The 21016-nt window shown below is 72.4% G+C and carries 18 protein-coding genes; 10 read left to right on the top strand and 8 right to left on the bottom strand.

Going from position 1 to position 21016, the window contains the following annotated elements; all coding sequences use genetic code 11:
• Positions 1 to 411: 411 nt before the first annotated feature.
• Entirely contained in the window at positions 412 to 1515 is a 1104-nt protein-coding gene (locus QC385_RS22485; protein WP_279543146.1) for a GNAT family N-acetyltransferase, read from the top strand.
• A 48-nt stretch (positions 1516 to 1563) separates the two neighbouring features.
• On the opposite strand, the gene QC385_RS22480 is transcribed toward QC385_RS22485, so the two are convergent.
• On the bottom strand, positions 1564 to 2151 hold the full coding sequence (locus tag QC385_RS22480) for an AMIN-like domain-containing (lipo)protein (RefSeq protein WP_279543114.1): 588 nt from the start codon (positions 2149 to 2151) through the stop codon (positions 1564 to 1566).
• Positions 2152 to 2299: 148 nt separating this feature from the next.
• Between QC385_RS22480 and QC385_RS22475 the strand changes: the two genes are divergently transcribed.
• Both QC385_RS22475 and QC385_RS22470 read left to right on the top strand, forming a co-directional pair.
• Complete coding sequence (locus tag QC385_RS22475) at positions 2300 to 4873, top strand: SpoIIE family protein phosphatase (protein ID WP_279543113.1); 2574 nt, start codon at positions 2300 to 2302, stop codon at positions 4871 to 4873.
• A gap of 145 nt (positions 4874 to 5018) precedes the next feature.
• Entirely contained in the window at positions 5019 to 5684 is a 666-nt protein-coding gene (locus tag QC385_RS22470; protein WP_443032967.1) for an ANTAR domain-containing protein, read from the top strand.
• A 23-nt stretch (positions 5685 to 5707) separates the two neighbouring features.
• Here QC385_RS22470 and QC385_RS22465 read toward each other — a convergent pair whose 3' ends face one another.
• Complete coding sequence (locus QC385_RS22465; protein ID WP_279543112.1) at positions 5708 to 7840, bottom strand: SpoIIE family protein phosphatase; 2133 nt, start codon at positions 7838 to 7840, stop codon at positions 5708 to 5710.
• A gap of 183 nt (positions 7841 to 8023) precedes the next feature.
• Here QC385_RS22465 and QC385_RS22460 point away from each other — a divergent pair, with 183 nt between their 5' ends.
• The gene (locus QC385_RS22460; protein WP_279543111.1) at positions 8024 to 8752 is read left to right on the top strand and encodes an ankyrin repeat domain-containing protein; all 729 of its coding nucleotides are present in this window, start codon (positions 8024 to 8026) and stop codon (positions 8750 to 8752) included.
• Positions 8753 to 8765: 13 nt separating this feature from the next.
• On the opposite strand, the gene QC385_RS22455 is transcribed toward QC385_RS22460, so the two are convergent.
• On the bottom strand, positions 8766 to 8939 hold the full coding sequence (locus tag QC385_RS22455; RefSeq protein WP_279543110.1) for a hypothetical protein: 174 nt from the start codon (positions 8937 to 8939) through the stop codon (positions 8766 to 8768).
• Positions 8940 to 9168: 229 nt separating this feature from the next.
• Here QC385_RS22455 and QC385_RS22450 point away from each other — a divergent pair, with 229 nt between their 5' ends.
• The 3 genes from QC385_RS22450 (at position 9169) to QC385_RS22440 (ending at position 13359) form a co-directional block, all read left to right on the top strand.
• The gene (locus QC385_RS22450) at positions 9169 to 9990 is read left to right on the top strand and encodes a chitosanase (protein WP_279543109.1); all 822 of its coding nucleotides are present in this window, start codon (positions 9169 to 9171) and stop codon (positions 9988 to 9990) included.
• An 89-nt stretch (positions 9991 to 10079) separates the two neighbouring features.
• Positions 10080 to 11069 carry a DMT family transporter gene (locus tag QC385_RS22445; protein ID WP_279543108.1) on the top strand — a complete coding sequence of 330 codons (990 nt, stop codon included), beginning with the start codon at positions 10080 to 10082 and terminating at the stop codon, positions 11067 to 11069.
• Between the two features lie 58 nt (positions 11070 to 11127).
• On the top strand, positions 11128 to 13359 hold the full coding sequence (locus tag QC385_RS22440; protein ID WP_279543107.1) for an MMPL family transporter: 2232 nt from the start codon (positions 11128 to 11130) through the stop codon (positions 13357 to 13359).
• 10 nt (positions 13360 to 13369) lie between these two features.
• Here QC385_RS22440 and QC385_RS22435 read toward each other — a convergent pair whose 3' ends face one another.
• The 4 genes from QC385_RS22435 to QC385_RS22420 form a co-directional block, all read right to left on the bottom strand.
• Positions 13370 to 14119 carry a sulfite exporter TauE/SafE family protein gene (locus QC385_RS22435; RefSeq protein WP_443032966.1) on the bottom strand — a complete coding sequence of 250 codons (750 nt, stop codon included), beginning with the start codon at positions 14117 to 14119 and terminating at the stop codon, positions 13370 to 13372.
• 195 nt (positions 14120 to 14314) lie between these two features.
• On the bottom strand, positions 14315 to 16357 hold the full coding sequence (locus QC385_RS22430) for a DUF1996 domain-containing protein (RefSeq protein WP_279543104.1): 2043 nt from the start codon (positions 16355 to 16357) through the stop codon (positions 14315 to 14317).
• Positions 16358 to 16609: 252 nt separating this feature from the next.
• A complete protein-coding gene (locus QC385_RS22425; protein WP_279543103.1) occupies positions 16610 to 17281 on the bottom strand; it encodes a lytic polysaccharide monooxygenase auxiliary activity family 9 protein in 672 nt (223 codons plus the stop codon).
• A 219-nt stretch (positions 17282 to 17500) separates the two neighbouring features.
• Positions 17501 to 18133, bottom strand: a complete 633-nt coding sequence (locus tag QC385_RS22420) for a GNAT family N-acetyltransferase (RefSeq protein ID WP_279543102.1) — start codon at positions 18131 to 18133, stop codon at positions 17501 to 17503.
• Between the two features lie 98 nt (positions 18134 to 18231).
• Here QC385_RS22420 and QC385_RS22415 point away from each other — a divergent pair, with 98 nt between their 5' ends.
• Positions 18232 to 18768, top strand: a complete 537-nt coding sequence (locus QC385_RS22415; RefSeq protein ID WP_279543101.1) for a hypothetical protein — start codon at positions 18232 to 18234, stop codon at positions 18766 to 18768.
• Positions 18769 to 18843: 75 nt separating this feature from the next.
• Positions 18844 to 19971, top strand: coding sequence for a YihY/virulence factor BrkB family protein (locus QC385_RS22410; protein ID WP_279543100.1), 1128 nt, complete (start codon positions 18844 to 18846; stop codon positions 19969 to 19971).
• A 5-nt stretch (positions 19972 to 19976) separates the two neighbouring features.
• Here QC385_RS22410 and QC385_RS22405 read toward each other — a convergent pair whose 3' ends face one another.
• Complete coding sequence (locus tag QC385_RS22405) at positions 19977 to 20429, bottom strand: flavodoxin family protein (protein ID WP_279543099.1); 453 nt, start codon at positions 20427 to 20429, stop codon at positions 19977 to 19979.
• A 96-nt stretch (positions 20430 to 20525) separates the two neighbouring features.
• On the opposite strand from QC385_RS22405, the gene QC385_RS22400 reads away from it, so the two are divergent.
• Entirely contained in the window at positions 20526 to 20975 is a 450-nt protein-coding gene (locus QC385_RS22400) for an SRPBCC family protein (protein WP_279543098.1), read from the top strand.
• Positions 20976 to 21016 lie beyond the last annotated feature (41 nt).

The following is a 21016-nucleotide window of genomic DNA, read 5'->3' as shown; positions in this document are numbered from 1 at the left end:
GAGCCGGGGGCGACTTCGGGCGCCGAGGCCGAAGGAGCCGGGGGCGAGAGGGCCGGAGCCGAACGGGCCGGAGCCAAACGGGCCGGAGCCGGAAGAGCCGGCGAGCCCTGTCCCTGTGGGGAGGAGCCGTCGGTCGGGCAGCCGGTGGCGCGGACGCCGAGGGCGGCGGGAGCGGCCCGGGCCGGTGCCGTGGTGAGCGGCGCGCCCACGGTGGACCGGGGTGGTGCGGACGTCCGAGCTGCGGGAACGGCCCGGCGTCCCGGGGCGGTCGCGCCCGCCCCGAACGCCGTCGAGCTACAGACGTTTCGCTGCTGAGTGACGGCGGTGCCGACAGGGCCTGCGCCGTACGGCCCGAGTACTGCCTGGTGCCGGTACGCGGTGAGGTGCAGGCCTTCGTGTGTCCCCTTGCCGATGACACAGGAGGCGGAGTTGCCCGGAAAGTGTGTTCTGATCCTGAAGCCGGACGAACTGAGCCCGACCGACCAGAAGATGTGGCGGGAGATCCGGACGGAGTCCGGAGCTCCGGCGAATCCTTTTCTCGACCCGGCGTTCACGACGGCGGTGGGGCGGGTCAGGCCCGCGGCCAGAGTGGCGGTGCTCCAGGACGACGGCTCCCCGGTCGGGTTCTTCCCGTACGAGAGGGGACCGTTGGGGCAGGGCCGGGCCATCGGGCTCGGGGTGTCCGACAGTCAGGGTGCCGTGTTACGCCCCGGGATCCGGGTCGATGCCCGCGGGTTACTGCGGTCCTGCGCACTGTCGTCCTGGGAGTTCGACAACCTCGAAGCCGGCCAGAGGGTGTTCGTGCCGCACGCGGTCGAGGAGCTCGCGTCCCCGGTCGTCGACATCGGCGAGGGGTTCGAGCGGTACGCCGAGCGGCTGCGCGCGAAGTCGCCGAGCTTCCTCAGACAGACCCTGGCCAAGGAGCGCAGGATGGCCCGGCAGGTCGGCGAGGTGCGGTTCGTGTACGACGCCCGGGACCCGGGCGCCTTGCGGGCGCTGATGGAGTGGAAGTCGGCACAGTACCGGCGGACCGGCCGGCGCGACCGGTTCGCGCAGGAGTGGATCACCCGGCTGGTGCGGCTGCTCGGTCAGAGCGAGGAACCGGAGTGCCGTGGCGTGCTGTCCGTGCTGTACGCGGCGGACCGGCCCGTGGCCGCGCACTTCGGATTACGCTCGCGCACGGTGCTGTCCTGGTGGTTCCCGGCGTACGACCGCGACTACGCCAAGTACTCCCCCGGCCTCGTCCTCCAGCTGAAGATGCTTCAGGCCGCGGCGGCCGACGGCGTCGAGACGGTCGACCTGGGGAGCGGTCCGGCCCGCTACAAGGAGTCACTCAAGACCCGTGACCTGCGGGTGTTCGAGGGGGTGGTGGTTCGGCCGGTGCCGGGCGGGGCCGCCCACTGGCTGGCCCGCGAGCCCGCGCGGGCCGCCCGTCGCTTCGTCCGCAACCGGCCCCGCCTGGCCGGCGCGGCGGCGCGGACGCTGGAGGGGGTGGGGCGGCTGCGCGGTCACTGAGACCGCTCCGCCCGGGCGCCCGGCTCCGGGGAACCGGGCGCACCGCGATCACCTCGTGGCGGTCCAGCTGTGCGCGACGTCCACGATGACGCGGCCGTCGAGCTGCAACACCCGGAAGGGCAGCCGGGCGCGGACGCCGAGCCCGATCTGGGTCTCGCCCTCGAAGCTGCCGGCGAACCGGGTGTCCCGGAAGGTGCGGTAGCCGGTGAGGTCCACGCCCGGCAGCGGGCGCGCGACCCGGCCGGGATACGTGGCGGCGCCGGTCTCCGGGTCGTAGGCGGGCGCGGCCACCCGCACCTCGAGGACCGCTCCGCCGGCCACGGGTATGTGCCGGCCCGATCCGTCCTGGTGGAGCTGGTCGACGTAGCGGACGGAGTAGCCGACGTCGCTGCCCGCGCCGGGCATGTCGACGACCATCCGGTCGAAGCAGGTGTGACGGCCGGTCCGGATGTCCTTCACCGGCGCGATCGTGGCGCTGGTGTCGGTCTTGGGGAGGCTCCCCCAGCCGGTCGGGCAGGCCGTGACCTGGGTGGCGGCCTGGGCCGCGACGGGTGCGGCACCGGCCGGCACCGCCGCGACGCCCACCGTGGCGCCCACGAGCGCGAGAGTCGCGCATGCTGTTCTGATTTGTACCATTACCGCCCCCAAGGCTTGCATGTTGCTGATATCGGGTGAGACGGCCGAAGAGACCGAAAGGTTGCACCCGCCGCGCCGGACCGCCGACCATGGCACATCCTGGTGGGGAGCGATGGGGTCCGGTGCGTCCGTACCGGGAGGACGCGAGATGGATGAGTCAGCCGCCGTACCGGACGGGCCTCGGTCACCCGAGGGCCGGAGCGGGGGCGGTGGTGACGGCCGGGTCGGAACCGGGGACACCGGCCGGATCGAGGATGCCCTGACCGCTCCGCTGATCGAGGCCGTACGGGACCTCGGAGGCTACGGCGGGCTGGTCTACCTGCGTTCCCGCGACCGGCGTTCGCTCGTGCTCGCGCTGGTGACCGGGGTGCCCCGGTCGCTGCTGAGGACCTGGTGGCGGGTGCCGGTGGGCGGTGCGCTGCCCATGGCGGAGGCCTACCGGCGCGACGAGACCCTGTGGCTGCCGGACGAGCGCGCCACCATGGTGCGCTTCCCGCACTTCACCGCCGGGCTGCCGTACTCCTTCGGCTCGGCCTACCGGCCCGTCCGGGCCGGCGGCGAGGTCGTGGGTGTCCTGGTCGTGCTGCGTTCGGCCGCCCGGTCGCCGCTGGACGCCGACGCGGTGGAGCCGGCACTGCGCCCCGCCGGGCAGCTCATGGAGGAGCGTCTCACCCGCCTCGCCGCCGGCCCGCCGGGCACGGGCTCCGCCGCGTACCGGATCGAGTACGACGGCGAACCGGTCGGCGTGCGGCTGCCCACGCCCGCCGTCCAGCCCGTCCGGGTCGGGCTCATCGACTGGGACCTGGACACCGACCGGTGCACGGCGGACGACGAGGCCCTCGCTCTCCTCGGCATCGGCCGGGCGGACTTCGGCGGCACGATGGCGGACATCGAGGCCCGCGTCAGCCCCGACGACCTGCACGAGCTGCGGGCGAGCCGGCACGACGCGCTCACGCTCGGCCGGGTCAGATGCCGTCACTTCCGGGTGCGGGACGACCCCGCCGGCGATGAGGAGGCAGGCTACCGGCCCGTCGAGCTGTGGGGGCATCTCGTGCGCGGCGGCACGGGTTCCGACCGGATCCTGGTGGGGGCCCTCGTCGACGCGGGCAGCGGGTTCGCCGCGGCCGAGGCCGCGGAGCGGCTGCCCGACGGTCTCTTCTCACTGGACCAGGACGGCCGTCTGACCTACGCCAACCGCCGCTGCGAGGAACTGCTGGGCGGCGGCCGGGAGGCGCTCCTGGGCCGCTATCCGTGGGAGGTGATCACCTGGCTCCGGGATCCCGCGTACGAGGACCGCTACCGGGCGGCGATGCTGTCGCAGGAGCAGGTGTCCTTCCTCGTGCGGCATCCCGCCGGGAACTGGCTGAGCTTCGTGCTGTACCCGGACGTGCACGGGCTGACGGGCCGGGTCCATCCGACCGGCCCGCCCAGCGGGGCCGAGGCGGGGCGCGAGGCCGGGTCCGCCGCCGGTCCCGTGCCGGAGGCCGCGGCCGTGGCGCCGCCGCCCGGGCCGGTCGCCGCGGCGCGTGCCGGGGCGCTCTACCACGTGGTGCAGATGGCGAGCGTGCTCACCCAGGCGGTCACCGTCGAGGACGTCTGCCGGGCCGTGTCCGAGCAGCTGCTGCCCGCGTTCGACGTCCGGGAGCTCGCCCTGTACACGGTCCGCGAGGGCCGGATGTACCTGCTGTGGGAGTCGGGCTACCCGGAGGGGTTTCTCGCGCCGTTCGAGGGCGTCACCCTCGACACGCAGCTGCCCGGGGTGCACGCGCTGACCACGCGGCTGCCGCTCTTCTTCGAGTCGCCGGAGGACCTCTCCCTCGCCTACCCGGGCATCATCCTGGACCGGATGAGCGCCTGGTCGTTCCTGCCGCTGATCGCCTCCGGGCATCCCGTCGGCTCGTGCATCCTCGGCTGGGACACCCCGCACCGGTTCACCGCCGACGAGCGTTCCGCGCTCACCGCGCTGAGCGGTCTGGCCGCTCAGGCGCTGGAGCGGGCGCGGCTGTACGACGCCGAGTCCGCCGTCGCCCGCGGTCTCCAGGAGGGGCTGCTGCCGCACCGGCTGCCCGCCGTCGAGGGGCTGCGCACCACCGGCCGCTATCTGCCCGGCACCCAGGGCATGGCCATCGGCGGCGACTGGTACGACGTGATCACCACGGGGCGCGGGGTGGCCCTGGTCATCGGGGACGTCGAGGGCCACAGCGTCGGCGCCGCCGCGGTGATGGGCCAGCTGCGCAGTGCCGTGCACGCCTTCGCGGCGAGCGAGTGGCCGCCGCAGGAGGTCATCACGCACACCAACCGGCACCTGGCCGAGCTGGAGGCGGACGTCTGCGCCACCTGCTGCTACATCGAGCTGGACCCACGTACGGGGCGGGCGTTCGCCGTACGGGCCGGGCATCCCCCGCCGCTGCTGCGCCACCCCGACGGGCACGCCGAGCCGCTGGACCTGGTGGGCGGCGTCATGCTGGGCGTGCAGCCCGACGCGGTCTATCCCGTCACGGCGCTCACGCTGGCTCCCGGCAGTGTCCTCGCCCTGTACACCGACGGGCTCGTGGAGCAGCCCGGCACTGACATCGAGACGGGCATCGAGGAGGTACGCCGCTGCCTTGCCGACACTCCGTCGGACTCGGTGGACCATCTCGCCGACCAGCTGGTGCGGACGGCGCGCCGCGCCCGGGAGCGGCCGGACGACGTGGCACTGCTGCTGACGGCGTATCGCTGAGCGGGTGGGCTGCCGGGTGGCCCCGGTTTGCCGCAGGCCCCCCGGTCTCTCGCGATCGGCCTGGACGGCGTGGCGCGGGGTACGGTGGGCGGGACCGGTGAGCGAGGCGGTGGTGGCGGTGGAGTGGCAGCAGTACGCCGAGCAGATGGCGAATCTCGCCCGGGATCTCGTGGCGCAGGACTCGGTGCAGGCGACGCTGGACGAGATCTCGGCAGCCGCCGTGAAGCTGGTCGAGGGCTGCGACGCGGCCGGGATCCTGGCGGTGTCCAAGGGCCGGGCCGTGACGCTCTCCGTGTGCGGTGACATGGTCGAGGAGTCCGACCGGTTGCAGGGCGAGCTGGGCGAGGGACCGTGCTTCGACGCGGCCCGGCGCGTGGACGGCGAGCGGCTGTTCCGCATCGCCGACATGACGAAGCCGCAGCCGTCGTGGCCGCAGTTCTCACAAGCGGCCCGCGACCTCGGCATCGGCAGCATGACCGGTGTGCTGCTCTACACGGGCCAGGAGGACTTCGGCGCGCTCAACCTGTACTCGCGCCGGCCGGGGGCCTTCGGCAAGGACATCGAGGCCGCGGGCTGGCTGCTCGCCTCCCACGCCGCCGTCGCGCTGGCCACCGCCCGCACCGTCGACCAGCTGGAGCACGCCCTGGAGACCCGGCACGCCATCGGGGAGGCCATGGGGATCCTCATGGAACGCCACCGGATGAGCGAGGACGAGGCCTTCGACGTGCTGCGGCATATCTCCCAGCACCACAACATCAAGCTGCGTGACGTCGCCCGGCACGTCCGGGTCGACACCGCCGGTCAGGGCTGACCGGAGCGGCCGGGGCGGTGGCCTCACGCCGGGCCGCCGTCGGGCTGGGTGGTGCGCAGGAGGAGCACCGTGATGTCGTCGGCGTGCTGTCCGGTGGGTGTCGTGTGGCGGACGAGCCTGTCGATGAGCCGTTCCAGGTCGCGGCCGTCGCCGGTGTCCAGCTGCCCGGCCAGGTCGGAGGTGGTCCGGGTCGCGTCGGTGCCGGGGAGCTCGACGAGGCCGTCGGTGTACAGGGCGAGGGTGCTGCCGGGGAGCAGGGGCGTGGTGGTGACCGGGTAGCGGGCGCCGGTCTCGATGCCGAGCAGCGGGCCGGGTTCGACGTCGAGGACGCCGGCGGCGGCGTGGGCCGGGCGCAGCAGCGGGGGCACGTGGCCCGCGCTGGCGAAGGCCGCCCGGTGGCGTGCCAGGTCGAGGTGGGCGTAGAGGCAGGAGACGAGCAGTTCGGAGTCGAGGTCGGCCAGCAGCCGGTTGGTGCGGGCGAGGACCTGGCCGGGTGCGGCGCCCGCGGTGGCGTGGGCGTGGATGGCGGTGCGGACCTGGCCCATGAGGGCGGCGGCGGCGATGCTGTGGCCTTCCACGTCGCCGATGACGGCGGCCGCGGTCGTGTCGTCCAGGCGCAGGACGTCGAAGAAGTCGCCGCCGACCTCGACGCCGTGGCCGGCGGGCAGATAGCGGGCCGCGACGTCGAGGCCGGGCAGGCGCGGCAGGGCCCGGGGCAGCAGGGCGCGTTGCAGTTCGTGGACGAGTCGCTGCTTGGCGTCGTAGAGGCGGGCGCGGTCCAGGGCCTGGGCGATCAGGCCGGACAGTGAGGTGAGGACGGCGCGTTCGTCGGCGGTGAAGGTGTGCGGGTGGTCGTAGGACAGGATGCAGCAGCCGACCGGCCGGCCGGAGATGATCAGGGGGAGGAACGCCCAGGCCTGTTTGCCGCTGATCTGGGGCGCACGGGGGTAGTTGCCGGCCATTTCGGCCGGGTCGGCGAAGAAGGCGGGGGCGCCGCTGGCGAGGACCTGGCCGGCGGGGGTGAGGCCGGTGTCGAGTGTCAGGGCGTCGAGGCGTTCCACGGCGTCGGCCGGGTAGCCGTGGTAGCCGGTGATCTTCAGACGGCCGGCCTCGGCGGCGGAGAGCACCAGGCCCTGGGCGCCGAAGGCGGGCAGGATCTGGTGGGCGATCAGCGTCACGAGGTCGCGGACGGTCACCGTCTCGGTGAGGGCGGCGGCGAGGTGCACGAGTTGGTAGAGGCGTCCCGTCGGCGCGGCCCCGGGGGGCCGTGTGGCGGCGGGCGGCGGGTCCTCGGTCTGTTCTCCTCCCGGGGCGACGCGGACGCTGATGCCGCTGGTGTCGGGGTAGAGCTGGAAGGTCAGCCACTGGTCCGGCGGGCGGAGCGCGGTGAAGGACACGGGGGCGCGGCTGACGACCGCCGTGCGGTAGTGGTCCTCGTGGACGGGGTTGTCCAGCCAGGCCAGGGACTGCCAGGGGCGGGTGCCCAGCAGCCGGTCGGCGCGGCGGCCGAGCAGGCGGGCGGCGGTCGCGGTGGCGAAGGTGACGCGTCCCTCCAGGTCGAGGGCGAGGGCGCCCTCGGGGAGCCGTTCGAGGTAGTCGGCGGCGGCCAGGCCGGTCTGCACGGGGTGGTGCGCGGCGTCGACGGGGACGACGCGCGGCTGCTCTGGCAGGGTGGGCGGCCGGGAGGCTTCGTCCAGCAGGCGGGCCACGCGGCGGGCGCTGGAGGTGATGTGGCCGTGTTCGCGGGGCGTGATCGTGCGGGGCCGCATGGCGGGCCACATCAGCACGATGCCGCCCCAGCAGCGCCGTACGCCGCTCAGCGGGACCGCGGCCAGGGCGAAGGGGTACGGCAGGACGGCGGCGGCCCGCGGGTAGCGGCGGGCCATGTCGTCCTGGCTGCCGACCCAGACCAGGCCGTCGTCGCGGATCGCGTCGGCGACCGGGACGGGTGCGGTCAGCGGCAGGCGCTGCCACGGGGCGCTGAACGCCACCGGCAGACCGCAGAGCGCCACCAGGCGCAGTACCGGCTCCGCCTCCTCGATCAGGTAGAGGCCGCCGATCGAGGCGCCGGTGCCGCGCACGGTGTCGGCCAGCGCCACTCCCAGGGCGTCGTCCGGCGTTCCGGCGCCCCCGGGCGGCTCGTTGCTCCCGGGCATGGTGTCCTCCCGCTCTTACCCGGACGCTACGCCTCACGGGGCGTGGGGGCACGTCATCGGGCCGGGCCGCGGAGGGACGCGTGGTGCCGGAGGGCATGGCCGGGCGTTGTGCCGAAGGGCATGGCCGGGCGGGTGCCGTGCTGGCAGAATCGGAGCCCTCGAACGGCGACCGGGAGGCCGGCCTTGCAGACGCTCACATCGCAGGATCCACTGGCCGTCGCCGTCACCGAAGCGATCCGGGGCGGCGATCTGCCCGGGCTCCGGCACCTGCTGGCCGAGCATCCCGGCCTGGCCACCGTCCGCGTCACCGAGCACGGCGAGGACGGCAAGGGCACGCGCAGTCTGCTGCACATCGCGACCGACTGGCCGGGGCACTATCCCCATGGCCCCGAGGTGATCGCCGTCCTCGTCGCCGCCGGGGCGGACCCCGACGCCCGCTTCGGCGGTGCGCACGAGGAGACGCCGCTGCACTGGGCGGCCAGCAGCAACGACGTGCCCGTCCTGGACGCGCTCATCGCCGCCGGGGCCGACATCGAGGCCCCGGGTGCGGTGATCGCCGGCGGCACACCGCTCGCCGACGCCCGCGCCTTCGGCCAGTGGCGTGCCGCGCGCCGGCTCGTCGAGCACGGCGCCCGCACCACCCTCCAGGACGCCGCCACGCTCGGCCTGCTGGACCGGGTGCGGGCGTACGTCGAGGCCGACGAGCCGCCCTCGCCCGACGAGATCACCAGCGCCTTCTGGGGCGCCTGCCACGGCGGTCGGCTGTCCACCGCGCAGTACCTCCACGGGCACGGCGCCGACATCGACTGGTGCGGCTACGACGACCGGACCCCGCTCGACATCGCCCGCGCCCAGGACGCCGACGACGTCGTGCGGTGGCTGCGCGGCCTCGGTGCGCGGAGCCGCTCGTAGCGTCCGCGAGGTCTCACAAGCAGTAGCGCACGAGCCACTCGTCCTGGTTGTACGCGGTGCGCGCGGGGTCGAGCGTGCTGGCCGCGCGCTCCTCGACCATGTCCTCCACGCGCACCGGCTCCGGCAGCGCCCCGAAGCGGGCCTGGCGTGCTGCCGCGGCCTCCGTCTCGCTGGTCCGCTGCGACATCGCGTCCTCCACGGCGATTCCCCTCTCCGGTTGGTCTCCTGGACCGATCGGCCTTCCCGGGCAATGAGTTGACGTACCAGGGGGCCGCATGGTTCCCCGGGGGATCGCTTGTCCGACCCTACGAACTTTCCGCTCGGCTGTTTCCCTTGTGGCGCGCGAGTGATAGTAAACCTTCCTATCAGTTCTGCACGGCCGGCTCTTCCAACCCCCCACCCTGCTTGGAGGCACCGTGAGACACCCCTCGACCCCGGCAGCGCGCCGCACCGTTCTGGCGCTGTTCGGCGCCGCTCTCGCCACCGCCCCGTTCCTGAAGCCACCGCACGCCGCGGCCTCCGTCCGTGCGGCCGGGCTCGACGACCCGGCGAAGAAGGAGATCGCCATGCAGCTCGTGTCGAGCGCGGAGAACTCCTCGCTCGACTGGAAGGCGCAGTACCAGTACATCGAGGACATCGGCGACGGCCGCGGCTACACCGCCGGCATCATCGGTTTCTGCTCCGGCACTGGTGACATGCTCGACCTCGTCGAGCTCTACACGGACCGCAAGCCCGGCAACGTCCTGGCGAAATACCTGCCGGCGTTGCGCCGGGTCGACGGCACCGACTCGCACGACGGCCTCGACCCCGGCTTCCCCGGCGACTGGCGCCGGGCGGCCCGCGACGCCGAGTTCCGGCGGGCACAGGACCACGAGCGCGACCGGGTGTACTTCGGCCCGGCGGTACGGCAAGGGAAGGCGGACGGGCTGCGCGTGCTGGGCCAGTTCGCGTACTACGACGCCATCGTGATGCACGGCGACGGAAACGACCCCCTGAGCTTCCGCAACATCCGCAAGCGGGCCCTGCGCACGGCGAACCCGCCGGCATGGGGCGGTGACGAGGTGACGTACCTCGACGCCTTCCTGGACGCGCGCGTGTGGGCCATGAGGCAGGAGGAGGCACACAGCGACACCAGCAGGGTCGACACGGCGCAGCGGGTCTTCCTGCGCAAGCGCAACCTCGATCTCGATCCGCCGCTGGACTGGAAGGTCTACGGGGACAGCTACCACATCGGCTGACCCACCGCGGCCCGGGGAGGGATTGGTCCACCAAGCAGGCACAGAAGTGGACCCCTTCCCGGGCCGCCCGGCTGCCTAGCGTCGCTCGTATGAACGCCACCACCACGCGGGGAGCTCTTCTCGCCGCGCTCGCCTGCGTCCTCGTCGGAGGCTCCTTCACGGCCAACAGCCTCCTGGGCGACTACCCGTACGCGGGCGGCCAGTTCCTGCGCTACGGGCTGGCCTGCCTGCTGCTGGTACCGCTGGCCGGGAAGGGCGCGGCCGCCCGGCTGCGGGCGCTGACATCACGTCAGTGGATCCGGCTCGCCCTGCTCGCCGCCGTCGGCATGGTCGGTTTCAACCTGGCGGTCATCGCCGCGGAGCGCACGGCGGAGCCGGCGGTTCCGGGCGTGTTCGTGGGCTGTGCGCCGGTGGTGGTCGCCGTGCTCGTGCCCCTCCTGGACGGGCGCGGGCCACAACGGGCGGTGCTGTACGGGGCGTTGCTCGTGGCCGTCGGTGCCTGCACCGTCCAGGGCTGGGGGCGCACCGACAGCGCGGGCATCGCCTTCTCCGTGTGCGCCCTGGCGGGGGAGGTCGGATTCGCCGTGCTCGCGGTACCCGTACTGCGGCCCCTCGGCCCGCGGTTGCTGTCCGCCACGGTGTGCGCGGTCGCCGCGCTGGAGTCGGCGGCGGTCGGGTTGTTGGCCGACGGCACCGGGTGGCTGCGGCCTCCGGACGCCGTCGAGACCTCCGCGCTGCTGTGGCAGGCCGTGGTGGTCACGGTGGTCGGCTTCGTGTGCTGGTACATGGGCATGCAGCGGATCGGCGCGGAACGCGCCACCCTCTTCTCCGGTCTCATCCCCGTCGCGGCGGCCTGCACCGCACCGCTCGTCGGCACGGGCTCCTACGGTCTCGCGCAGGCGGCGGGCAGCGCGCTGGTCGGCCTCGGCGTCGCCCTGGGCTCCGGGGCGCTGACGCGGACGGGCAGAGGCGGGCCGTCGGTGATCCGTGCGGACGGCCCTACTCCCCCGGCCGCCGCCTTCCGGGGGAACGGCCGCCCCGAGGCGCGTGGCGACGCCGCGTCCGGCATGCCGGAGTGATCTCGCGCGCATCTAATGGACGGCGTCGAACGTCCCGGCCACACAGGAGCCCAGGTCCATGCTGCACACCCGCACCGTTGAAGGGCACGAGAAGGCCGCGCGTGCGGGTCTGCTTCGGAGGCTGGGCGAGTGGTGCGCGCGCCACTTCGTGGTCGTCGTCATCGCCTGGCTCGTGGCACTGGTGGCTCTCCAGGTCGTCAGCCACTCGGCCGGAGGGACGTACTCCGACAACTTCACCCTGCCCCAGGCGCAGTCGCAGAAGGGCCTGGACGTGCTCAAGAAGCACGATCCGCAGGCCGGCGGCTACAGCAGCCAGATCGTGCTGCACGACGACGGGCAGTCCCTGTCCTCGCTGAGTTCCCAGATGTCCACCACGGTCGCCGACCTGCAGAAGCTGCCGCACGTCCTGTCGGCCCAGAACCCGCTCTCCGGCCCCGGCTCGTCCTCGGGGCAGTCGCAGCAGAACGTCGGGCCGTTGTCGGACGACGGGAAGACGGCCTACATCACCGTCCGCTTCGACGTGCAGCCGTCGACCCTCGGCGACGACTACCTGAAGGGGGTCGACGACGCCGTACAGCCGCTGCGTTCGGCCGGAGCGGCGGTGGAGTACGGCGGGCCGCTCGGCGAGCTCGCCCGGCCGGCCGCCGACGACCGGGTGAGCGAGCTGATCGGCTTCGGCGTGGCCGTCGTCGTGCTGCTGGTCGGGTTCGGGAGCGTGCTCGCCGCCGGTGTCCCGCTGCTGACCGCGCTGATCAGCGTCGTCGGAGGTCTCGCCGTCCTCGGGCTGCTGGCCGCCGCGTTCACCTTCGCGACCGTCTCACCGACCCTGGCCACGATGATCGGCCTCGGTGTCGGGATCGACTACGCCCTGTTCCTGATCACCCGTCACCGGCAGAACGTCCTCGACGGAGCGGACCCGGTGCGGGCCGCCGGGCAGGCTGCCGCCACCAGCGGGCGCGCCGTCCTCGTCTCCGGCTGCACGGTGATCATCGCGCTGGCGGGCCTGTCCGCGTCCGGGGTCTCCTTCATCGCCAAGCTCGGGCTCGCCGCCGCCGTCACCGTCGTCTCGGCCGTCATCGGGGCGCTCACCCTGGTCCCGGCCCTGCTCGGGCTTCTCGGCCGGCACATCGACCGCTACCGGGTGCGCCGCCCCGTCGCCGAGACCGAGGCGGGTGACGCGTCGCAGGGCACCTGGCACCGGTACGCGCAGCGGGTGGAACGCAGGCCGTTGTGGTTCCTGGCGGCGGGTGTCGCCGTGATCGTCGTCCTGGCGATCCCGGTGCTGTCCATCCGGCTCGGGCACATCGGTGACGGTGCCGACCCGACGTCCTTCACCGACCGGCGGGCGTACGACCTGATGACCGACGCGTTCGGGCCAGGGTCCAACGGTCCGCTGACGGTCGTCATCGACCAGACGGGAGTGCCGGACTCGCAGCGCTCCGATCTGGCCTCGAAGGCCCAGCAGACGCTCGACTCGGTCGAAGACGCCGCGGTCGTCACACCCCTGGCGCCCACGCAGGACGGTGACGTCCTGATCGGCACGGTCTACTCGGCCCGGTCCCCGCAGAGCGCCACGACCACGGACCTGACCAACCGTCTGGTCGACGACACGCTGCCGGGTGTCGTCCAGGGCACGGACGCCGAGGGTTACGTCACCGGCACGACGGCGGCGCAGGTCGACTTCCGCGACATCGTCGCCTCCCGGCTGCCGTTGATCATCGCCGTCGTGGTCGCCCTGGCCTTCGTCATCATCCTGGCCGTGTTCCGGGGGCTGCTCGTCGCCGTGAAGGCCGCCGTCCTCAACGTCCTGTCGATCACCGCTTCGTACGGCGTGGTCGTGGCTGTGTTCCAGTGGGGCTGGGGTGGTTCCGCCCTCGGCGTCAACGGCACGGTGCCCATCGAGAGTTACGTGCCGATGATGATGTTCGCCATCATCTTCGGCCTCAGCATGGACTACGAGATCTTCCTGCTGTCCCGGATCCACGAGGCATGGCTGCGCACCGGGGACGCCAAGGCCTCGGTCGCGCACGCCCTGGAGATCACGGCCCGGGTCATCACGTGTGCCGCGCTGATCATGGTGAGCGTGTTCGCGGCGTTCATCGTGAGCGACAACATCGTGGTCAAGATGCTCGGACTGGGGCTGGCCGTCAGTGTGCTCATCGACGCCACCGTCGTACGCCTGCTCATGGTGCCGGCCGTGATGACCTTGCTGGGCCGGCACGCCTGGTGGGCTCCGCGATGGCTGGAGAGCGTGCTGCCGCACATCGACGCCGAGGGGCGACGGGCATAGGCGGTGGCTGTCAGCGGAGCACCAGGTGGACCAGGGCGACGGTGCCGACCGACACGATCAGGGTACGCAGGACGGCCGGGCTGAAGCGGCGGCCCGTCCTGGCTCCGATCAGGCCGCCCAGGGCCGAACCCACGGCGATGAGCAGGACGGCCGTCCAGTCGAAATCGGCGAAGAAGACGAACAGCACGGCGGCGACGGTGTTGACGACGGCGGCCAGCACGTTCTTGACGGCGTTGAGCCGCTGGAGGGTGTCGTCGAGCAGCATGCCCATCAGGGACACGTAGATGATGCCCTGGGCGGCGGAGAAGTAGCCGCCGTAGACGCTGGCGAGCGTCAGGCCGGTGAACAGCAGCGGGCCGCCGTCACGGCGGGCGGTACCGTCCGCCGGGCGACGGCGGCGCACCCTCTTGGCGATCAGCGGCTGGCAGGCGACGAGGACGAGGGCGAGGCTCACGAGGACCGGAACGATGCGCTCGAAGGCCGATTCGGGCAGGGTCAGCAGCAGTACGGCGCCCGCGAGGCCGCCCAGCACGGCGCCGATGCCCAGCAGCAGAACGCGGCGCCGCTGCCCGCGGAGTTCCTCGCGATAGCCGATGGCCGCGCTGATGGAGCCGGGGACCAGGCCGAGCCCGTTGGACACCGTCGCGGTGACCGGGGGCAGGCCGGTGGCGAGCAGGACCGGGAAGGTGATCAGCGTTCCCGAGCCGACGACGGCGTTGACGGCGCCCGCGCCCGTACCGGCCGCGAACACGGCGGCCATCTCGCCCGGCGTCACAGTGCCGCTCCGCCTATGGCACCACCGCGTCCGGCGTTCCTGGTGAGGTTCATGGGATCACGCTAGACGGTGGGCGGTTCGGCGGCCGTCGAAGGGTCGTGGAGGACCGGGGACGGGGAACGGCGGCAGGATCCGGTGGGGATCCTGCCGCCGTTCGCCGGTCGTGGCGGTGCCGTCGTCTCAGCCTCGCCTGACGCGGCGCAGGACGACGAAGCCCGCGATGACCAGGACGGCGCCCGCCGCGGCCGGCCAGAGCTGGGCGCCGGTGTCGGCGAGACCGCCGCTGCCGACCGCCTGGGGCTCGGTCCTGGACGGGAGCGACGGGGTCGGCGCGGCGCTGGTCGCCGTTCCGACGGCCTGGGACTGGCCGAGGCCGTCCGTGTCCTCGCCCGCGTCGTCCTTCGAGCCGCCCTGCTCACCGGCGTTCGCGGTGCCCTGTCCGGGCGTGGGCGTCGCGAACACCTCCGGTTCACCGGCGCCCGGCGCGGCCGTGGGCGAACCGGCCTGCTCCGGCTGCTCCGGCTCGGGGGCCGGCTTGTTCGTCACCGGGGGCTTGGCGGCCTGGTCCTTGCCGCCGTCGCCGTCGCCCTTCCCGCCGTCACCGTCAGCCGTGTCGCCGGGCTTTCCGCCCGCGTTGCCGTCCTGCGGGGCGTCCGGGGTGCGCGTGGGCTGCTCCTGCGGGGCCTCGGGGGCCTTCGTCGGCTCTTCGGGGGCCTTCGTCGGCTCTTCCGGGGCCTTCGTCGGCTGCTCCTGCGGCTCCTCCTCCGGCTTGTCGCCGGGCTCGGCGCCTGCTCCGGCGCCGCACTTGCGGCCGTCGTTGATGCAGTCGGCCATCTCCCGCATCAGGTCCTCGTCGAAGACGTTGATGAAGTCGCCGTGGTCCGTGACCGGCTTGTGCAGCTGCTCCGGGAAGGAGTCCACCGCGAACAGCGGTGTCGTACGGCCGCCGTCCTCCAGGCTCGGCGCGTCGACGTCGTAGACGATGCGCTGGACCAGCTGCGGAATGGGCCGGAAGCCGGACGGGCAGTTGCCGGCGGCGTCCGCGAAGGCCACGTGGGTGCGGTGGTTGGCGCTGTCGATGTTGCGGCCGTCCCAGCAGCTCTGGAACTTGAAGGTGCGCACCACGTCGCTGCCCTGCGGGCACAGCGGGTACTTGTCCTTCAGCTGGCGGTCCTCGAAGCCCGTGCAGCTCCAGGAGGCGTTGGCGTTGGCCGGGCCGTTGACGAACGACTTGGCGTCACCGGTGATGATGCGCAGCAGCCGCGGCATCTCGGTGACCTTGCCCCGCGGGTTCCCCACGAAGGTCAGCGTGACCTGCTTCGGCGTGACGATCTCGCCGGCGTTGCCCTCGATGCCGCCGCCGGGCGACTTGGCGTCCTGCTCCTGGGCGCCGTTCTGGAGGCGCAGCACGGGCCAGTAGTAGGAGGACTTGTCGCCCTGGTCGGCGCAGCTGGTCTCGGCGTTCGCGAGGTCCTGGTCGCTGGCGAAGGCGTTGTTGGCCTGGTTGCCGATGTAGTCGTGGAAGTGGTGGGCCCCGTTGGTGACGCCCGGGGCGGCGATGATGTTGTCGGAGTTGAACAGGCCGTTCTCGTTTACGCCGCAGTCGGTGGTGAAGGAGCCCCGGGAGGCTTTCGTCCCCTGGCTGGGGCCGCCGGCGCCGGGCTGGACGCTGGTGATGGGCGCGAAGTCGGCGGCGACGGGGCCGTTGCCCGCCTGTCCGCCGTTGGCGCCCTGGCCCTGGCCGGCGCCTTGCTGCTGGCCGTCCTGCCCCTGCTCCTGGCCGGGCTGCTGGTCGCCTTCCTGGCCTTCGCCCTGCGCGGGGGCCTGGTTGCCGGAGTCCCGTACGGTGCAGGCGGCGAGGGCCTCGAGCCCGCCGGGGCGGTCCCCCACGCGGTCGATGGCGATGGCGATGCGCTCCAGGGTCGCCGCCCGCTTGTCCTTCAGCGGGTTCATGATCGCGTTGTCGGCGAAGCCGGAGTCCTGCTGCACCTGCTGCGCGGACTCGCTCAGGCGCTGGTAGGCCTTGGCGATCTGCTCGTCCAGGAGGGCGAGTTCCTTGTCGACCTCCCCCCGCGCCTGCTCGGGGACCGAGGTCAGCTTGCTGCCGACGTCGGGGCAGTCGATCGTGGAGCCCGCGGTCCGGACCCCCGTACCGGACCGCGTCTGGGCGGAGTCACCGCCCGAACCGCCGTCGGTCGCGGAGGCGTAGACGTTCGCGGCCATCAGGCCGCCTCCGCCGAGGATCAGTGCGAATGCGGCGAAGGTCGCGCGTCGTGGTCCGGTAGGGCGTCTTCGCGTGTTGCGTCCCAAGGGTGCTCTCCTGCGCTTGTGGCGAACCGGGCATGAAAATCCCCTCGCCCCATACGTACGGGAGCACCGGCGTGTTCACGTCTCTCGAAAATTTTCGGAGAACTCTCATGAAGCCGCGAAACACACGGACCCCGCCGGTCTCGTGGACCGGCGGGGAACCGCAGGTCAGCGGAAGTTCACATCACTGCACAGGAAGTAGGTCTGGTCCATGTGCGAGGCCTGCCAGACCGTGTAGACGACGTGGCGGCCGCTCAGGCCCGAAGTGCTCACCGGGATCTCGTAGTTCTGGCTGGGCGCGTACTTGCCGGTGCGCGCGACGAGCCGCAGGTCGTTCCACGTCAGCGGCTGGGTGGCGGGGTCGAAGCCCTGCCGCGTGACGTACACCAGGAAGTAGTCGGCGCCGTGGCTGGCCTGGTCGTACAGCTTCACGGTGAAGTCGCCGGTGATGTCGGTCGTCTTCCAGGCGCCCACCGTGTCCAGGGAGTTGTACCGGCCGCCCTCGGTGCGTCCGCCGCTGCACAGCTGGCCGTCGGGGACCACGGCCTGGAAGTTGCCGCCCGAGCCGTTGCGGTACAGGCCGTTCCAGTTCCACATGGCGTTGGGGTCGTCCTGCCACGCCTGCCAGCACATCGGGTCCTGCTGCGCCATCGCGGGATTCTGGTGGTCGCTGCCCCAGCGCAGCCAGCAGCCGTAGTTGCGGGATGCCGGGTCGACGACCGAGCCGTGGGCCACGGCGGTGCCGCTCCAGGGGATGAGGCTGAGCAGCGCGGCGACCAGGACGCTCAGGAGGAGCGTCAGGCGGGAGCGGACCCTAAGGACATGACCATGACAATTCATGATCTCCTTCTTTCGGATGTGGGGGTTTCGGTGCTCTCGATGTCGTTCCGTGGGGGTGCGGGAGCGCTTGCGTGGGAGCGCTCCCGCAAGCCCCAGGCTGCGCCCGATGCCCGATGTCGGCAACGTACGTTTGCGCCACTTCCGTGCCTCCTGGCGCGTTCGATGCGTTCGATACCTTCGACGGAGGGTTCTTCTTCGACGCGCTCGACGGAGGGTGCTTCAGAGCCGGTCGAGTTCCTTCGTGGTGCGGCCGAGGTAGGTGGCCGAGCCGGGCTCGGGGACGTCGAGTTCATGGAAGCCCATGCGGTCGTAGAAGGCCCTGGCCCGGGTGTTGGCGGTCGCCATGGCCAGGTGGACGGCCGGTACTCCCCTGTCCTGGAGGGTGGCCAGGAACGTCCGCATCAGACGGCGGCCGTGGCCGCGCCCCTGCCACTCGGCCAGCAGGTCGATGTGCAGGTGGGCGGGGTAGGCCGCGAGTTCGGGCAGCACCATCCGCTCAGGGTCGTGCAGCAGCCCCGCCATCGCCTCGTCCGGAGTGCGGGGCGGCCGCGGCGGCTTCGGGTAACGGTCGGCGACCAGCGGCAGCCAGGCGGCGCGGAACGCCTCGACGAAGCGCGGGGTGTCGGCCGTACCGAGGATGTAGCCGACCGCCTGTCCGCCCCCGTCGTCCAGCACGAAGGCCAGGTCCGGCTCCAGATGGACGTACGGGGCCGCGAAGGTGGCCGGGAAGATGCCCGGATCCGCGTAATGGGGGCGGCTGTCCTGGCCGTTGTGCGCGGTGCGGACGCAGATGTCGTCGAGGGCCGGACGGTCCTCGGGGCGGTACGGGCGGATCGCGGGGAGCTTGGTCATGGCGGCATCGTGCCCGCGCCGGGAGCGCTCCCTCAACCCGATTCGGGGAGTTCCCGTAGGCCTCTGGAACCGGGCGATGGCTGTGCGAAACTCCGGCCATGACCACCGTGACCCGGTTGCGCAAGGCCGCGCTCGCCCTCCCGGAGGTGGAGGAGGGGACGCGCTTCGGCATGGTCGCCTTCTCCGTGCGGGGCACGGGCTTCGCCTCGGTGACGAAGGACGGCCGGGTGCAGCTGCACCTGGCGCAGGAGGAGTCCGACGCCGCCCTGGCCGCGCATCCGGCCGGTGAGCGCCTCGTGCGCCGGGGCACGCCGATCGGTTTCCGCGTATCGCTCGCCGACATCGACGGCAAGGACCTCAACGCCCTGGTCCGGGGGGCCTGGTTCAGCCGCGCCCCGAAGCGTCTAGCCGCGTCGCTCGCCGCGGCGGAGGCGGGGACCGGCAGCCCCGGTGGCGACCTGCCCACCGGAATCGGCAGGCCCGCCACGCAGGCCCTGCGCGGCGCCGGCGTGACGACGCTGGAACAGGTGGCACAGCACTCGCGGGCGGAACTTCTCGCGCTGCACGGGGTGGGGCCCAAGGCGGTGCGTGTGCTCTCGGAGGCGCTGGAGCAGCGAGGGCTCGCCCTGCGGTGATGACTCGGCGGCGGACGGCCGGCGCCGGCATACCGAGCGCGGCTTAACCGCCCAGCCCGGGGTTACCCGTCTCACATGGTGAAGCTGCATATTCCAGGGCGAAAAGAACATCACGATTCCGAGGCTTCGCGGCAGGGTCCCGCCCCTGCCCGTGCTCCCGCTCCGGCTGGGCAAGATCCCGGCCCGGCCGCGGAGAGGCCCGCTCCGAGGCCGGACGAGGAGCCCGGCCCGGGACCCGAAGTGGAGCGGGCGGCACCGGACAGCCCGAGTGACCTTCCCCGGAAGTCGTGGGGGGCGGTACTGAAGGGGAGCGTGCGGGAGTTCAAGGACGACGAGCTGACCGACCGGGCTGCCGCGCTCACGTACTACGGGGTGCTGGCGCTGTTCCCGGCGCTGCTGGTGCTCGTGTCGCTGCTGGGCATCACCGGCAGGTCGACCACCGACAAGGTGCTCGAGAACGTCCAGCAGCTCGCCCCCGGCTCGGCCCGCGACATCATCACCCGGGCCGTCGAGCAGTTGCAGGCCAACGCCGGTATCGGCTCGCTGATGGCGATCGTCGGTCTCGTCCTCGCGGTGTGGTCGGCCTCCGGCTACGTGGCGGCCTTCATCCGCTCGGCCAACGCCGTCTACGACATGCCCGAGGGCCGGCCGGTGTGGAAGCTGCTGCCGGTGCGGGTGGCCGTGACAGTCGTGCTGATGGTGCTGGCCGTGATCAGCGCGCTGATCGTGGTCTTCACGGGCGCACTGGCCCAGCAGGTCGGAACCACGCTCGGGATCGGGGACACCGCGCTGACCGTCTGGTCGATCGCGAAGTGGCCCGCCCTGGTGGTACTGGTCACGATCATGATCGCGATCCTGTACTGGGCGACCCCGAACGCCAAGGTGAAGGGATTCCGCTGGATCACGCCGGGCAGCTTGCTGGCGCTGCTGATCTGGATGGTCGCGTCGGCCGGCTTCGCGGTCTACGTGGCCAACTTCGCCTCGTACAACAAGACCTACGGCACGATGGCCGGCGTCATCGTCTTCCTGGTGTGGCTGTGGATCACCAACCTGGCGATCCTGCTGGGCCTGGAGTTCGACGCGGAGACGGTCCGGCAGCGGGCCATCGCCGGGGGTCATCCGCCCGAGGCCGAGCCGTACACGCAGCCGCGTGACACCCGTGCGTGGGACGAACAGGACCGGCGCCGCATGGAAGGGTCCTGATCCGTTCAGCCCATGAGTCCGGCGGCGACCGTCGCGCCCAGTTCCCAGCACTTCTCGACGTCGCCCTTGCCGGGCTCGCCGGTCACGGTCACGGCCTCGGCGGTGCGGCGCCAGCCGAGGCCCGTCGTGATCGCCTCGATACCCCGCACGGCTCCGGTGACGTCGTTCCCGCCGTGCACCCAGTAGCCGAAGGGCCGGCCTCGGGTCGCGTCCAGGCAGGGGTAATAGACCTGGTCGAAGAAGTGCTTGAGGGCGCCGGACATGTAGCCGAGGTTGGCGGGGGTGCCCAGGAGGTAGCCGTCGGCGGCGAGGACGTCGGACGCCGTGGCGGACAGCGCGGGCACCCGGACGACCCGGACGTCCTCGATCTCGGGGTCCGTCGCCCCGGAGACGACGGCTTCGAACATCGCCTGGCAGTTGGGCGACGGCGTGTGATGGACGATCAGCAAGGTGGCCACGTCACCCGACCTTACAAGTCGTGACGACCATGCGTGCCCGGCGCGAGATCTGGTACCCGTCCGTCGCTCTCCGTACGAGAAAGGGAGGTATTCGCCTTGTCACAGGTCGAGGAATCCATCGAGGTCCGGGTCCCGGTGCACACCGCGTACAACCAGTGGACGCAGTTCGAGGACTTTCCCCAGTTCATGGACGGCGTCGAGCGCATCGAGCAGCGCACCGACACCCTGACGCACTGGGTGACGAAGGTCGGCGGCCAGGAGCGGGAGTTCGACGCGGAGATCACCGAGCAGATCCCCGACGAGCGCGTCGCCTGGACCACCGTGAACGGCGAGGCCAGGCAGGCCGGTGTGGTCACGTTCCACCGCATCCAGGACGACACGACGAAGGTCATGCTCCAGATGGAGTTCGACCCCAGTGGCGTGGCCGAGACCGTGGGCGACAAGCTCGGGTTCGTCAAGCGGCAGGTCTCCGGTGATCTGCGGCGGTTCAAGCAGTTCATGGAGGCCCGTGGGACGGAGACGGGGGCCTGGCGCGGCCAGGTCTGACCCGGCGTCGGATCCGGCGCAAAGAGCGGCCGCCACCACTG

Origin of the sequence: Streptomyces sp. DH10 (assembly GCF_029813805.1) — a bacterium.
Lineage (GTDB): Bacteria > Actinomycetota > Actinomycetes > Streptomycetales > Streptomycetaceae > Streptomyces > Streptomyces coeruleofuscus.
The sequence above is the reverse complement of the archived record's forward strand: the minus strand, read 5'-3'. Positions and strand labels throughout refer to the sequence as shown.

Bases quoted from the DNA above. Each gene is read 5' to 3' on its own strand.
- QC385_RS22415 (WP_279543101.1), top strand. From the start codon at position 18,232: ATGACCACCGTGACCCGGTTGCGCAAGGCCGCGCTCGCCCTCCCGGAG.
- QC385_RS22440 (WP_279543107.1), top strand. From the start codon at position 11,128: ATGCTGCACACCCGCACCGTTGAAGGGCACGAGAAGGCCGCGCGTGCG.
- QC385_RS22435 (WP_443032966.1), bottom strand. From the start codon at position 14,119: ATGGCCGCCGTGTTCGCGGCCGGTACGGGCGCGGGCGCCGTCAACGCC.
- QC385_RS22470 (WP_443032967.1), top strand. From the start codon at position 5,019: ATGGCGAATCTCGCCCGGGATCTCGTGGCGCAGGACTCGGTGCAGGCG.
- QC385_RS22485 (WP_279543146.1), top strand. From the start codon at position 412: ATGACACAGGAGGCGGAGTTGCCCGGAAAGTGTGTTCTGATCCTGAAG.
- QC385_RS22425 (WP_279543103.1), bottom strand. From the start codon at position 17,281: ATGAATTGTCATGGTCATGTCCTTAGGGTCCGCTCCCGCCTGACGCTC.
- QC385_RS22410 (WP_279543100.1), top strand. From the start codon at position 18,844: ATGGTGAAGCTGCATATTCCAGGGCGAAAAGAACATCACGATTCCGAG.
- QC385_RS22480 (WP_279543114.1), bottom strand. From the start codon at position 2,151: ATGGTACAAATCAGAACAGCATGCGCGACTCTCGCGCTCGTGGGCGCC.
- QC385_RS22465 (WP_279543112.1), bottom strand. From the start codon at position 7,840: ATGCCCGGGAGCAACGAGCCGCCCGGGGGCGCCGGAACGCCGGACGAC.
- QC385_RS22445 (WP_279543108.1), top strand. From the start codon at position 10,080: ATGAACGCCACCACCACGCGGGGAGCTCTTCTCGCCGCGCTCGCCTGC.
- QC385_RS22475 (WP_279543113.1), top strand. From the start codon at position 2,300: ATGGATGAGTCAGCCGCCGTACCGGACGGGCCTCGGTCACCCGAGGGC.
- QC385_RS22430 (WP_279543104.1), bottom strand. From the start codon at position 16,357: ATGGCCGCGAACGTCTACGCCTCCGCGACCGACGGCGGTTCGGGCGGT.
- QC385_RS22455 (WP_279543110.1), bottom strand. From the start codon at position 8,939: ATGTCGCAGCGGACCAGCGAGACGGAGGCCGCGGCAGCACGCCAGGCC.
- QC385_RS22420 (WP_279543102.1), bottom strand. From the start codon at position 18,133: ATGACCAAGCTCCCCGCGATCCGCCCGTACCGCCCCGAGGACCGTCCG.